Below are 14064 nucleotides of genomic sequence, written 5' to 3' on the forward strand. Positions count from 1 at the left end.
AGGTCCATTATGAATTCAGATAAAACCAGGAGGTTGCCAGATATGAAAGAGACCCTTACCAATCCGTTAGTCCTGCAGCGGGCAGATCCCTGCATCTACCGCCATAGTGACGGCTATTATTATTTCACCGCTTCAGTCCCCGAGTATGACCGGATTGAGCTGCGGAGAGCACAGACGCTGGGCGGGCTTGCCGGCAGCGAGCCGGTTGTCATTTGGACCAAGCATGTTACCGGCATTATGAGCGGTTATGTGTGGGCGCCTGAGATCCATTTTATCGGCGGCAAATGGTATGTGTATTTCTCCGCAGGCAGCGACGATGCGCCTTTTGCACAGCGTCTGTATGTATTGGAGAACGGATCGGACAATCCGCTTACGGGAAGCTGGGAAGAGAAGGGCCGGATTTATACCGCCTGGGATACCTTCTCGCTGGATGCTACAACCTTTGAGCATGCGGGAGCGCGGTATCTGGTGTGGGCCCAGGAGGACCCGTCGGTCCAGGGCAATTCCAGCCTGTTCATCTCGAAGATGGCCAACCCGTGGACGCTGGAAGGCGGACAGACGGTACTTACCCGGCCGGAGTATGACTGGGAAGTAATCGGCTACAGGGTCAATGAAGGGGCGGCGATTCTGAAAAAGAACGGAAGGATCTTCCTGACCTATTCTGCCAGCGCCACCAACCATAATTACTGCATGGGAATGCTGACGGCAGCAGCTGACAGTGATTTGCTGGATGCCGGCTCTTGGACCAAATCCCCGGTTCCCGTCTTCACTTCAAGCGAGGAGACCGGCCAGTATGGTCCCGGGCATAACAGCTTTACGGTATCGGCTGACGGATCGCAGGAGCTGATCGTCTATCATGCCAGAAACTATAAGGAGATTACAGGCGATCCCCTGTTTGATCCAAACCGTCATGCCCGTGTCCAGCCGGTAGGGTGGGATGAGCAGGGTCTGCCGGTATTCGGCCTGCCGGTACCGGACGGCAAAGAACTGGAGCTCTAAATAAACGAATGAACCGTATCATACCGGGGGAACTCACCGGTATGATACGGTTCATTTCGTTTCCGTTCAGATTATCTGTCAAATTTACGGGTACAGATTTGTCGGGGAGGGGGTTAATCCGGAATAAGTAGAAATTCGGCATCTAATTTTACGCTAAACCTGGTTATCGGGAATCTAATTGGAAAAACGCCACCTAAATTCGCTCTAAATGCCCCTATTGCGATAAGTAGCCCGAAATAGATGTCTCTTTTCCACCTAATGGCCGTATACTCCGAGGAATACAAGAATTAAGTAGCTAAAATCCAACTATATAAATTAAAACAAGGATGCCCCTCAGCCGTAACGGCCGTGGGGCATCCTTTTGTAAGCTTTTATAAACGGATTATTGCAGATTGAGGATGTTGCTGATGATGACAGCAGCCTGAGCGCGGTTGGCAATGCCTTTTGGCGCAAAGGTGTCGGCGGTCATCCCTTTCACAATTCCTTCCTGGGTAAGCAGCGCTACAGCGTCTTTACCGTAGGAAGCGATGTTTGCTTTGTCCTTGAAGCCTGCAAGGGCAGCATCGGCATTGCTTACCGATTTACCTTTGAACTTCGTCAGGGCATTGGCAGCAATGATAGCCATCTCTTCACGGGTAATGGAACGGTTAGGCTCGAATTTGCCGTTGCCTACGCCATTCACCAGACCATTGCTGACACCGGCGGCAACGTAGCTGTATGCCCAGTTGGTTGCTGCCACATCAGTGAAGTCAGCCGATGCATTCTCAAGCGGCAGAGCGAAAGCACGGACGATCATCGTGATGAATTCGGCACGGGTAACTTCCTTGAGCGGTGCGAAGCTGCCGTTGCCTACGCCGTTAATAATGCCTTTAGCGCTTAATTCTTCAATTGCAGATGCAGCCCAGGTTACCTTACCCAGATCTGTGAAGCTGCCAGCCGGAGCAGGTGTTGCTGTCGGCTGTGGTGTTGCCGTTGGAGCTGGTGTTGCAGTCGGTGCCGGAGTTGCAGCTGGAGCTGGTCCCCCCGTTACAGGCTCGGATTCCAGTACGCCTGGGTCCATGCCGTCAGCTTCTGTAGCTGCCGGAGACGAAGCGTAGATGGCATTAGCCAGCAATCTGAATTGGTTCTGCGGGTGATATTTATTCAGCAGATCGTTGGCGAACAAGGTTACATGAATGCTGTCCGTCTGGTAATCCAGAGCCAGTACCTGATCTTTGGCAGCATCATTGTTCGGCCACCAGCCGGCTTTGAAGAAGTCATCACTGGTTCCGTATTTCGCCAGGATTTCAGCGCCTTCCGGAACAGCTGTGATATAGGCTGCAGATACAGTGTACAGGTATTCACTTTCTTCATAAGGAGCAGTAATCAGGCTATCCTGTGAAATGGTTGCTTTGAACAAGCCTTCATGCGCTGCGGCATTCTTTGCTTTGTTGACCGGGTTAGCGTAGTTAAGACCCGGAAGGACATTCAGAGACTTAATTGTGCTCAGCATAGGACGGCCATAACCGATAAACGGTTTACCGCTGGCGATCAGGTTCGTACCGGAGTTAACCAGCACGTCCGCTGCAACTGTGTCAGAAGTAACCTTGAAGCCCAGGTCGGACAGGATGAAGGAAGGCGCTCCGGCAATGGCTACATTAGCCGGCTTCAGCAGCTTGCCTGTTTTGTCGCCTGAATAGAACGGCACAATGTCCAGCAGGTATTTGGAGGCTACGGTCCGCAGATTTGATCTGGATACCAGGAAGCTGCCTATTTCATAGCCGGCACCGCCGTTTTCGAGCAGCGTTACCGCTTTTTTGTTCGCGAGCAGCTCGTTAACCGCTTTGATTGCATCATTGTTGCTGTTGCGGATTACATAATTTTGCGAGAACGGATACTGATCCAGGTTCGTTACCGGAATTACGATGCTGCTGACTTGCGCAGTTTTGCCGGTGAAGGCTCCAGCGCTGCGGCTGATGTAACGGTCAAATCCGCGCATATCTGCGAAGTTCTGTACGGTATCGGAATACATGGCGTCGAAGTCGGATACATCCAGTCCATCATACAGGACAAGGTTGGCATAACCCCGTTTAGCCTGATGCATGTTCACAACATAAGTTCCGGCTGGATAAGTGTTGCCGTCTACCGTTACCGCTGCAGTGGTCTGTTCCACTTTTACACCGTTACGGAGCAGGTATTGCACCATTTTGTACGTTTCCAGCGCGTTTTTCTGCAGGTGCTTGGCTACAGGAAGTACATAGTACTCAGGGAAAAAGTTTGCTGTTTCGGTTTCGCGCTCACGGCCGATTGATTCGTACTTGGCATTTACCAGAAATTCATCAACGTTTTTGTTATCTTCATTGTTGATGCCGCGTTTGAAGATTTCGAGCTGGTTCAGGAACAGTTCTTTCTTGTTGTCCTGTACATAGCTGGTAGCCGCCAGTGTTGCATAGTAGAAGGCATCCAGAGAGTCTTCATTCAGCTCAGGCACTTCGATGGTGTGTCCAAGCGCACCCTGGTGCATCGCATATACAGCAGTGTATGCCGGGGAGGCATCGTCCCAGCCGGTTGCATTGCCGTACGGATCAGGATACTTCGGATTTTTTGCTAATTCTTTTGCTTCCAGATAAGGAATGTGGTATACGTCATATTTGGTGTTGGCAACACCAGCATTACCCATTGCCTTAGCCTGTTTAACCATGTTATCCATAACCAGATCATATTCAATGTTCGGGTCATGCGGCGGCGTACAAGGCTCAATCAGGAAGCCGCTCACGAACCCGTGCATATCCAGAAAGCTCAGCGGAGTCCATTTGGCAATCTGTGCCGTAACCGCCTGAGTTTCAGGTTGTGTCTGGTAAGAGTTGTCACGGTTCGGGTCTAGCAGGGTGGAAGTCGCACGTGTGTTCAGCGCACGGCCGTCCGGATTCTCTACATAATCAAGCAGGAAAATCACATTGTCCAGCGCCTTGTCGATATCAAGGGCTACCGGAATTACATTGCCATTGTCATCCGTTGTATCATAGCTGACAATTTTTTCTGTCATCAGGGTTTCCAGGAACTTGATAATAACGTCAACACCGTTGGCTTCATCCGCGTGGATGTTGTTCAGCCAGATCGGCACTTTATAATCCTGAAGCTGGCCGCTCCGGATCATTTCCTGCAGCTTGGCAGGGTCGTTGTTCATCAGCGGCAGCGTTTCGTTCAGATATTGGTCTACGGACGCTTTGTCTTTGGCGACGATGGAGAAGTGGATGGCCCGTCCCTGTGTGGACGTTCCAATCTGCTGGTACTCCACATAACGGCCGTATTTGTTGTTGCTGTCAGCGGTGATTCTGTCAATCGCCGGCTTGATCTCATCATATGTATGATAGGTATCATACGGGTTCAGATCCACCTGCTGCTCTACCAGCACATCACCGGCAGGCGTTTTTGCAGTCAGGTTGTATACCCCTGCAAGCTTCACATATTCGGTCCGGATGCCGCTTGTGGCCAGGTTAACGCCGTAAGGCATATCGAAATATACCAGAGCGGTTACCGTAGAAGCTGCAGCAGGCTCATAGGATACTTTTACAAAAGGATCTCCCGTATAGGCTCTCACATTTCGATCATTATTCCATTTCTTCCATTCGGCCAGCGGCTTCATCTCTTCCGCAGTTCTGCCGAAGGTCCAGCTAAGCTGGTCTGCTGTAACGCCTTCAGGCAGGGTCAGCGTAACCGGCATGGTTCTGGCTTCGGTCATCGAGGCCTGGTAGACTTCTTCGGATACAGTAGCTTGCGCGGTGGCCTGGGCTGTCTGATAGACTTGTTCAGATACCGTTGCGGATTGAACCTGAGGCTGGGCCTCGGTAACGGCTGCTCCGGCATACGCTGACGGAATAATTCCGGATAGGGTCAGAGTTAACGCGATTAATAAGGATAAAAATTTCTTAGTCATCATATACCTCCCAGTGTCTTGTATGATAGATTGCTGCCCGGACGGCAGTAGATTCTGCTTATGCAGATTTATGCATCCCTCCTATGGATTCGTACGGCAAATCTCCCATGAATATGTAATATTCACATTGCGTGTGACGAATTAATATACATAAAACACTTTTAATATACATATAGAAAACTATAATATAGTATTTTAATTAAAATCGGAAGCTTTTTCATAGATTTAAGCTAAAAAATTATATTTTCAAAATGATAACGCTTAAAAATTATATTGCTGCAAATGAAAATAATATAAAAGCCCACAGCTGTTGCGGCTTGTGTATCCGAAGATTTTGTGTGCAGAAGCGTGCAAATGAGTGCATCCGTTCCCCTACAGCAATCCTTCCAATGACCCAAGAAAAAAAGGGTTTATATTAGTCCTAAATGCACTTACGGCGGCCCGACTGTTCAACAGCTCATACTTAGGATTCATTTTCCGGAAACAACGATAATAAATGCTTTGAACCTGCCCGAACAAGGCTTAGAATACTATCTATCAGATGGATGATCATCGCGATCCGGCACGTCTGTGCAATTAAGGGAAGGAAGGCGGGGGCGAGTCCATAAATGTCGCTTGAGGCATATGATATTTTTATCGGAAAAAAGCTGGACAGCAATATCTACAGCACGGACGGAATCCTGTTAATCTCGAAGGATACCGTTCTGCATCAGAATCACATCGACAAGCTGGCGAATTTCAGAATCAAGCTCAGGATTGTGGAGGAGGCTGTCGAAGAGACCGGGGAGGACGGGCAGAAGCGTCCGGAAGCAGCGGATACTGCAGCAGAAGCAAGGCTTCGCCCTTCAAGCATTGAATCACGCAGACTGGCCAAGCGCACGGAGAAGCATCTGCAGGAAATAGACCGGCTAGTGCGGGCCAACGGGATCGTTCCGATTGACGATGTAGAGGAGAAGATTCTTCCTTTCATTAAAGATACTGCGAAGCGGTTCAATTTGTTCCAGGTGTTCTCGGAGCTTAAGGAGCAGGAGGATTACCGCTACAAGCAGAGCATAGGGGTTGCGGTTATCGCTACATCTCTTGGCCGGCGGCTTGGACTGGATGATGAAGAAATGGAGCTGCTGGCAACCGCCGCCTGTGTCTATGATATCGGTCTAGTCAGGCTGCCGTCCTCGCTGATCGCCAAACCGGGCAGGCTGGACAAGCATGAGTTCGAGATTATGAAGCAGCATACGGTTCTCGGGTATGAGCTGCTGTCCAATTCGGGTGTTGATCCCCGTATTGCCCTGGTCGCCCTGCAGCATCATGAGCGGGAAGACGGCAGCGGCTATCCCCACGGGATCAAAGGGGACCAGATCGACCGGCTGAGCAAAATCGTTACCCTGGCAGACATCTACATGGCCATGATTTCCGACCGGCCGCACCGGCCTGCGGTTGAATTTTTTGAAGTCATCAACAATATTCATGAAGGTATCATACATAACCGCTTTGACTCTTATATAGGCATGACGTTTCTCGATTCGCTGCTGGCCAGCCAGGTTGGCTGCGAGGTCCATCTGTCGGATGGGCGGACGGGCACCATTGTGCTGACTAATTCGAACTATCCGACCCGCCCGCTCATTGCCCTGGCGCAAAATGAGTTCCTTGATTTAAGTAAGACGAGTCTCGTGCATATCAGGGATGTTATCGGGTAACGGAGCACTCTGTCTGTTAGAAAAAAACGACCATATTAAAAGAAGCCCCGCCAGTCAGCATGAGGCTGCAGGCGGGGCTTTCTCTATACCACGCGACGCATTATTCTACTTATATTCGCAAGCAAACTCCGTAAATTCAGCGGTCGCACCCTCACCGCAGGCATACAGTCCGATCAGCACGCCGGTGAAGCCGCCAGCCACCTCGGAGGAGAGGTATTTGGTATGTGCTGTGCCAAGCGGCAGCTCTGAACCGTCCGCCTGTTGAAGGAAGAAGCTGTAGCGTTCAGATGCGGATTTGATAAGCAGCGTCGCTTCCTGCTGGTCATTTAGGGCAACGGTATGCTCAACTGATTTGACATCCCCGATATTCAGCCGCTCAATCACCCGGCAGCCGTCCTGATCTTGGACAACCGCCAGATCATAGTGGTGCAGCTCATCCATGTATAATGTAAGACCGGCCTCGCCGCTTCCCGTAAGCTTCACCTTGCAGGAAATGACCGCGTCGAAGTCTCTCTGCCGAATACCGATAAAGCTCGGAGAAGCAGGAACATCCAAAGTAACCCCGGTGCCCGTTAACGTTGCCTTTTCAGGCTCCAGCTTGTAATTCTCCGTCGCCGGGTGACGCAGATAACACCAGTCGAGGTTCCAGTTTGTGTTGCCGAAGGTATAGCGTTTCTTGTCCTCCTGGACTGTGCTTTCAGGAAAACGGTCTGTTTCGAAGCTGCTCAGTGTAGTGCCGTTGTGCCCTGCGGTAAACCAGCCCTCCTCATCAAAAGTGGCCGGGGTAAGGAACACCTCGCGTCCCAGGTGATGGAAGGTCAGCCAGCGGCCGGTCTGGCGGAAGCCCAGATGCAGCATCCACCAACTGCCCTCAGGGTCCTGGATAAGGTCACCGTGTCCGACACCCTGCAGCTCGTAGCCGCCCAGATTGCGGTTGGTCAGTACCGGATTGTGCGAATAGGACTCGAACGGGCCGGACAGCTGCTCACTCCGGGCATAAATGACCATGTGGCCATACTCGGTGCCGCCTTCGGCCGCCATAAGATAATACCGACCGTTGATAAGGTACATATGCGGACTTTCCAGATACCGTCCGCCGGTACCCTGCCAGATCGTCCGGCTCGGGGAGAGCTTCTGTCCGGTAGCGATATCAATCTCACATTGGACAACTCCGCCAACACCGTTGTCGTCCTGGCCGTTGCTCATAAAGTAAGCCCGGCCGTCTTCAAAATACAGATCCGGATCGATCCCGCCCTGATCAACAAAGATCGGCTCCGACCATTCCCCGTAAATATCGTCAGTCCATACATAAAAGTTCTGGCGCAGCGAATCATTGGTAGTCGTCATATAGAACCGTCCGTCGTTGTAGCGGATCGTAGGGGCGAATACCCCGCCGGAGCTGCCTGCTTCGCCAAGCTGAACCTGGCTGTTCCGGGTCAGGCAGTGGCCGATTTGCGTCCAGTTGATCAGATCCTTGCTCTCAAACAGCGGAACGCCGGGGAAAAATTGAAAGGAGCTGCAGACGAGATAATAGGTATCTCCTGCCCGGCAGACGCTGGGGTCGGGATAAAAGCCTTTGATGACCGGATTGTTGTATATCATAATATCCACCTCGTTTATGAATTCTTATATATATGAATCTGGGATGAGCGCTGACTAATGAAATTAAACAATATCGCCAGTAATCTTGCAATGCCTTGAGGTTGATCAGAAATATTAAATCAATTAAATTAATATATATATGAATTCAGTTGCAGAGGATGGATGACACCAATGATCAGGGCAAACGGGGAACCGAAATACCTGCCGCTGTATGAAGCGCTGGCAAGCGAGGTGAGATGGCGGATTATGAGCCTGCTTGCCGGGCAGGAGATGAACATGAAGGAGATTGCCTCGAGGCTGGAGCTCAGCCCGTCGATTGTTACGATGCATATCCGCAAGCTGGAGCAGGCCGGGCTGCTGGGAAGCCGCAGAGTACGGCTGAACGGAGGGACGCACAAGCTGTGTTTTCTAAAGGAAAAGCACATCGAGGTCGAACTGCCGTCGGCATACCGCAGTGCGAGAATCAGGGAGCAGAGCATTGCCGTCGGCCACTATACCTCCTTTGAGGTGCATCCGACCTGCGGGCTGGGCACCCGTGAGATGGAGATCGGAGTGTGGGATGATCCGCGTTACTTTTACGACCCCGAGCGGGTGAATGCGGCAATCCTGTGGTTCGGCAAAGGGTATGTGGAGTATAAAACGCCGAATTATCTGCTCCCCGGCCAGAAGGTCGAAGCGCTTGAAATTTCGGCGGAGCTGGCCTCGGAGGCGCCGGGCCTGAAGGATGACTGGCCGTCGGATATCAGCTTCACCTTCAACGGCATCCCGCTCGGCACCTGGACCAGCCCGGCCGACTTCGGCCGGGCCGCCCGCGGCAAATACACGCCATCCTGGTGGCACCGCAATGTGAACCAGTACGGGCTGCTCAAGACGATCCGCATTGACGCTTCAGGCACCTGGATCGACGGGGAGCGGATGTCGGAGGTGACTGTGCATGACGTCCGGCTGCAGGAGCCGTTCTGGACGCTGCGCTTTGCGGTCGACGAGCAGGCCGCCCATGTCGGCGGACTGACACTGTATGGAGCCGGGTTCGGCAATCACGACCAGGACATTGTAATCCGTGTGCAGCTGGAGGACTGAGAGTGCCGAGAGGGCTGTGAGTACTGAGAGTACTGAGAGTACTGGGAGTGCTGGATGATTCTTCAGGAGCTAAATGAATGAACTAAGTGGAAAATTGCCAACTATTTCCGGACAATTTACCGGGAAAAGATAATTAGGTGGAAAAAGGCAACTTAATCTTGCCGTTTTTGCTCTAAAGGGGCTTTCTGGTTGAATTTAAATGGCGATTTTTCAACTAAATATCAAAAATCCTGGAGTATGACGGAATTAGGTGGCGAAAATCCAACTAATCGTGGAGACCACCCCCTACGAAATTCACCCGACAAGCGCACCCGACACCCGATAACCGCACCCGACACCCGACAAGCGCACCCGACACCCGACAAGCGCACCCGGCACCCTACAAGCGCAACTGATAACCGGCTGCTCCCCTAACAGCCTCACTTGCCGCCAGGACGGCTGTGAAGTACACTTTCAATATCTAAAGCTAAGGACGTGTTATGGATGAATGCAGAAACGGTAATGCAGGAGCTCGAAGCCCTCGGCAAGGAACGCACGAAGAAAATGTACTGCTCGAACGGTGCACAGGAGCCGCTGTTCGGAGTGGCGACCGGCGCGATGAAGCCGATTTTCAAGCAGACCGGGATTAATCAGGAGCTGGCCGAGCAGCTGTATGCTACAGGTAACTATGACGCCATGTATTTTGCCGGAATCATTGCCGATCCGAATGGCATGACCGAAGCTGATTATGACCGGTGGATGGATGATGCCTACTTCTATATGCTGTCCGATTTTGTGGTGGCGGTGACGCTGGCGGAGGCGGATATTGCCCAGCAGGTGGCTGATAAATGGATTGCCAGCGGTGAGGACCTGCGGATGTCGGCGGGCTGGAGCTGTTACTGCTGGCTGCTCGGCAACCGGAAGGACGCGGAATTTGATGCGGACAAGCTGGCCGGCATGCTGGAGCTGGTGAAGAATACGATTCACGATGCGCCCGAACGGACCAAATATTCCATGAATAACTTTCTTTACACAGTGAGCATATCTTATGTACCGCTTCATGAGCAGGCTGTTGCAACAGCCAAGGAGGTAGGGCCGGTAGAAGTTGGGGACGGCAAAGGGAAGAGCAAGCACATTCATGCCTATGCGAATATTGAGAAGGCGATGGAAAAAGGGCAGAAGCTGGGGTTTAAGCGCCGGCATGTGAGATGCTGAGGATTCGCAGACAGGTTGATATATAGGAAAAGTTATTAAAGGGACAAGCCGGCGGCTTGTCTTTTTTTATGTACTTATAGTATATACTGCGCAATTACATCAGAACGGCGCTCATTGGATCCGGACCTACAAATATTACAAAATAAAACAAGTTGACAATACCGAAGGGATTCTGATAATCTCAATCTAAGATGATTTACTTATTGTGAATCATTAAATAAAAATAAATTATTAAACATTGGTAAATTTTAAATGGAGGTCTTATTTTTATGAAAAAACTGAGATTTGGTTTTATTGGCTGCGGCGGTATTGCTAATCAGAAGCACTTTCCGGCCCTAAGCGCACTATCGGATCAGGTGGAGCTTGCAGCATTTTGTGATATTGTTCCTGAACGTGCCGAACAGGCGGCGAAGACTTTTGGTGCTGAAAATGCAAGCGTATACACGGATTATAAAGAGCTGCTGAAGGATGAAACGTTAGATGTGGTTCATGTGCTTACCCCGAATGTTTCCCACTCCTATATCACTGTGGATGCACTGGAAGCCGGAAAGCATGTTATGTGTGAGAAACCGATGGCTATTAACGCGGAAGAGGCGCAGAAGATGCTGGATGCCGCCAAGCGGACAGGGAAAAAGCTGACGATCGGTTACCAGAACCGCTGCCGCACCGACTCACTGGCCCTGCATGAAGCCTGCGAAAAGGATGAGCTTGGTGAAATTTATTTTGCCAAAGCCCATGCTGTACGCCGCAAAGCGGTTCCGACCTGGGGGGTATTCCCGGATAAATCGAAGCAGGGCGGCGGTCCGCTGATTGATATCGGTACGCATGCGCTGGATCTGACCCTATGGAATATGAACAACTATAAGCCGAAAATGGTAGTAGGATCTACATATCAGAAGCTTAAGGATAACCCGATGGGCAATATGTTCGGTGCCTGGGATCCGGAGACCTTTGAGGTTGAGGATTCCGCATTCGGTTTTATCAAAATGGAAAACGGCGCCACAATCTATCTCGAGGCGGCCTGGGCGCTAAATGTGCTGGATGCCAAGGAAGCGCAGGTTACCCTGTGCGGAACCAAGGCTGGGGCAGAGATGCGCGGAAAAGCGTTCCTGGATGAAGGTTATGTGGTATTCAACACCGCCCAGCATGGACAGCTGGTTGAGACAGCTCCGTCGGATGGCGGCGGCGTGGCTTACTTTAGCGGAGAGAGCCGCAGAGCCAATGATGTGGAAGCCCGGATGTGGCTGGATGCGCTTTTGAATGACAAGGAGCCGCTTGTTAAGCCGGAGCAGGCCTTTGTTGTAACCCAGATTCTTGAAGCGATTTATAAATCTGCGGAAACAGGTGAACCTGTATTCCTGTAAGCATTGCAACAAAGGGATTTCAAGCTCTTACATGACCTGTCTGAATGCCCTGCAAGAATGAGAAAGGCGGTCTTCAGACAGGCTGTCCAATAAAATCCGGAGCTGCTGCGGGAGGAACGTCAAAGGATTTTAGCCAAAATTGAAATTGTAAGGGTTTACATTGATGAATTATATCCAAAGGAGCGTTGGTGTATGTCGACTAATGTGGTAACCGGCGAAAATGTAAATGCGGTCACGGGCGGTTCAAAGCCTGCAAAACTGGGAATTCTGGAGAAATTCAGCTACGGTCTGGGTGACTTTGCCTCCAATCTGATGTGGGGGATTATCGGCAGCTTCCTGCTATATTTTTATACAGATGTGGCCTTGATTCCTGTGGCGGCAACCGGGACTATAATGCTCGTTGCCCGGATTTTTGATGCGGTAATTGACCCGGTAATCGGGGGATTTGTTGACCGTACGCATACTAAGTGGGGCCAGACCAAGCCGTATATTTTATTCGGGATTGTTCCGCTCTCCGTTATGCTGGTACTCACCTTTTATAGCCCTGATGTATCAAATACCTGGAAAATCGTCTATGCCCTTGTTACTTATCTCGTACTTGGACTCCTTTATTCCATCGTAAATATTCCTTACGGTGCCTTGATGCCGTTGATGACCCGGAATACCGATGAAAAATCTGTACTGTCCAGCTTCAGAATGGGCGGTATGGCGCTTGGAAATATTTTTGTAACCGCATGCACAACACCGCTGGTAGTGTTCTTCGGCGGAGGCAGTGAGCGCCAGGGATACCTGCTTACTTCGGTTCTCTTTGCCGTACTCGGTCTGATCCTGTTTATGATTGTATATAAAAACTGCCAGGAGCGTTATGTGCTGCCGCCGTCCAGCAGCAAGCAGCGGGAAAAAGGAGAGCTGATCCGCACTTATAAAAGCGCTTTCCGCAACGGTCCCTGGATTACCACAGTTTTGTTCGCCTTAATGCTGTTCATTAAACTGGGCTCTACCGTAGCCATCACCATATTCTTCTGTATCAATGTACTGCACAATCCGGCTATGATTTCAGTTCTGCTGCCGTTGATGTATGTAGCTGTAGCGGTGTCCTCCTTCTTTACTCCGATGGTGCTCAAGCGCTTCAAGCACAGAACGAGCAATATTATCAGCCTTTCACTGTACAGCATCGGACTTGTAATCATGTACTTCTTCATCGGCAATAATACTATGCTCATCGCCATGTGGTTCATCGCCAATATCTGCGGTGCGATTACCTCGGGCTCTGTCTTCGGCATGACGGCCGATTCCGTGGATTATAATGAGTGGAAGTTCAACAAAAGATCCGAAGGAACGCTCTACGCAGGGTATAGCTTTTCTACCAAAGTGGGGATGGCAATCGGTGGGGCCGTTGTCAGCTTCAGCCTGGCTATTGCCGGTTATCATGCGGCGGAAGTGACGCCTGCTGTTGAAAATTCAATCAAAATTTTGTTCTTTGCCATTCCGATTGTGCTCAGCGTTCTTCAAATCATCATTGTTATGTTCTACAAGCTGGATAAGCTTCATCCGCAGATTGTCCGTGAGCTGGAGCAGCGTAACGCGAATGCATAGCTGCAACAGCTGAAGCTGTAACCTGTCCACACTAAAAGGTCCGTGTCCGGTTCTTAATGAATCGGACACGGACCTTTGCACTCTTATACAGAAAAATAACTTTCGGCTCTAACAAAAATACACCTGCTGGAGTAAACCTGCCTATGCGCAGACTCCTTCCTGCAGGTGCTTTGTTTGGCCGCTGATTCTGACTGCTAAACTAGTACAAGCGTTCTTTTCTGCGGCTTGGAGCCAAGCACAGTATCCAAAAATGGAGGGAAATAAGAGCAGCTGTAAGTATAGCTTAATTCGATGTCATGCGGGCCGGAGCTTAATCCGCCTTCTTTGCTGACTGTAAGGACAGCCGGTTCCAGGACTCCCCAGTGTACGTCCCCGATTGCAGCCATTTCTGCCTGAGTATAGGTTACTCCGTTAATCGTCCAGGTAATCTGTCCGCCGGTGAAGGTTTCACCGTCTGCCGTGATGGTGGCCGGGCGCAGCTGGGAGAGCCAGACTCCGCGATAGTAGTGTGAACGGATGGTGATCTGAAAGCCTGTAATCTTGCCGTCAGCACCGGTGACATTTTTGAAGCCTCTGGACTGGATGCATTCCTTTTCAAACATTGCGCTAATCTCCCTTC

At 50.8% G+C, this 14064-nt stretch carries 9 protein-coding genes; 6 read left to right on the forward strand and 3 right to left on the reverse strand.

All coding sequences use genetic code 11. The features are described 5' to 3' along the window. Positions 1-42 precede the first annotated feature (42 nt). Positions 43-999 carry a glycoside hydrolase family 43 protein gene (locus BLR64_RS12830; RefSeq protein WP_090714646.1) on the forward strand — a complete coding sequence of 319 codons (957 nt, stop codon included), beginning with the start codon at positions 43-45 and terminating at the stop codon, positions 997-999. A 382-nt stretch (positions 1000-1381) separates the two neighbouring features. On the opposite strand, the gene BLR64_RS12835 is transcribed toward BLR64_RS12830, so the two are convergent. Beyond that, entirely contained in the window at positions 1382-4915 is a 3534-nt protein-coding gene (locus tag BLR64_RS12835; RefSeq protein WP_244157689.1) for a M14 family metallopeptidase, read from the reverse strand. A 608-nt stretch (positions 4916-5523) separates the two neighbouring features. On the opposite strand from BLR64_RS12835, the gene BLR64_RS12840 reads away from it, so the two are divergent. Continuing rightward, positions 5524-6609: an HD-GYP domain-containing protein gene (locus BLR64_RS12840; RefSeq protein WP_090714650.1), complete on the forward strand. Its 1086-nt coding sequence runs from the start codon at positions 5524-5526 to the stop codon at positions 6607-6609. 105 nt (positions 6610-6714) lie between these two features. On the opposite strand, the gene BLR64_RS12845 is transcribed toward BLR64_RS12840, so the two are convergent. After that, positions 6715-8211, reverse strand: a complete 1497-nt coding sequence (locus tag BLR64_RS12845) for a glycoside hydrolase family 43 protein (RefSeq protein WP_090714651.1) — start codon at positions 8209-8211, stop codon at positions 6715-6717. A gap of 171 nt (positions 8212-8382) precedes the next feature. On the opposite strand from BLR64_RS12845, the gene BLR64_RS12850 reads away from it, so the two are divergent. The 4 genes from BLR64_RS12850 (at position 8383) to BLR64_RS12865 (ending at position 13445) form a co-directional block, all read left to right on the forward strand. Further along, positions 8383-9291 carry an ArsR/SmtB family transcription factor gene (locus BLR64_RS12850; protein ID WP_090714653.1) on the forward strand — a complete coding sequence of 303 codons (909 nt, stop codon included), beginning with the start codon at positions 8383-8385 and terminating at the stop codon, positions 9289-9291. Between the two features lie 483 nt (positions 9292-9774). Beyond that, on the forward strand, positions 9775-10485 hold the full coding sequence (locus tag BLR64_RS12855) for a DNA alkylation repair protein (RefSeq protein WP_090714655.1): 711 nt from the start codon (positions 9775-9777) through the stop codon (positions 10483-10485). 269 nt (positions 10486-10754) lie between these two features. Further along, positions 10755-11849 (forward strand): Gfo/Idh/MocA family protein, encoded by a 1095-nt coding sequence (locus BLR64_RS12860; RefSeq protein WP_090714657.1) that lies wholly within the window; start codon positions 10755-10757, stop codon positions 11847-11849. A gap of 192 nt (positions 11850-12041) precedes the next feature. After that, positions 12042-13445 carry an MFS transporter gene (locus BLR64_RS12865; RefSeq protein ID WP_090714658.1) on the forward strand — a complete coding sequence of 468 codons (1404 nt, stop codon included), beginning with the start codon at positions 12042-12044 and terminating at the stop codon, positions 13443-13445. A gap of 194 nt (positions 13446-13639) precedes the next feature. Here BLR64_RS12865 and BLR64_RS12870 read toward each other — a convergent pair whose 3' ends face one another. Further along, positions 13640-14047: a C-glycoside deglycosidase beta subunit domain-containing protein gene (locus tag BLR64_RS12870; protein ID WP_090714660.1), complete on the reverse strand. Its 408-nt coding sequence runs from the start codon at positions 14045-14047 to the stop codon at positions 13640-13642. Positions 14048-14064 lie beyond the last annotated feature (17 nt).

The organism is Paenibacillus typhae, from assembly GCF_900099765.1.
In the GTDB taxonomy this organism is placed as follows: domain Bacteria; phylum Bacillota; class Bacilli; order Paenibacillales; family Paenibacillaceae; genus Paenibacillus_AQ; species Paenibacillus_AQ typhae.

What these genes read in the sequence shown, in the direction of transcription:
- BLR64_RS12830 (WP_090714646.1), top strand. Translation starts at nt 43, where the DNA reads ATGAAAGAGACCCTTACCAATCCGTTAGTCCTGCAGCGGGCAGATCCC.
- BLR64_RS12835 (WP_244157689.1), bottom strand. Translation starts at nt 4,915, where the DNA reads ATGACTAAGAAATTTTTATCCTTATTAATCGCGTTAACTCTGACCCTA.
- BLR64_RS12840 (WP_090714650.1), top strand. Translation starts at nt 5,524, where the DNA reads ATGTCGCTTGAGGCATATGATATTTTTATCGGAAAAAAGCTGGACAGC.
- BLR64_RS12845 (WP_090714651.1), bottom strand. Translation starts at nt 8,211, where the DNA reads ATGATATACAACAATCCGGTCATCAAAGGCTTTTATCCCGACCCCAGC.
- BLR64_RS12850 (WP_090714653.1), top strand. Translation starts at nt 8,383, where the DNA reads ATGATCAGGGCAAACGGGGAACCGAAATACCTGCCGCTGTATGAAGCG.
- BLR64_RS12855 (WP_090714655.1), top strand. Translation starts at nt 9,775, where the DNA reads ATGAATGCAGAAACGGTAATGCAGGAGCTCGAAGCCCTCGGCAAGGAA.
- BLR64_RS12860 (WP_090714657.1), top strand. Translation starts at nt 10,755, where the DNA reads ATGAAAAAACTGAGATTTGGTTTTATTGGCTGCGGCGGTATTGCTAAT.
- BLR64_RS12865 (WP_090714658.1), top strand. Translation starts at nt 12,042, where the DNA reads ATGTCGACTAATGTGGTAACCGGCGAAAATGTAAATGCGGTCACGGGC.
- BLR64_RS12870 (WP_090714660.1), bottom strand. Translation starts at nt 14,047, where the DNA reads ATGTTTGAAAAGGAATGCATCCAGTCCAGAGGCTTCAAAAATGTCACC.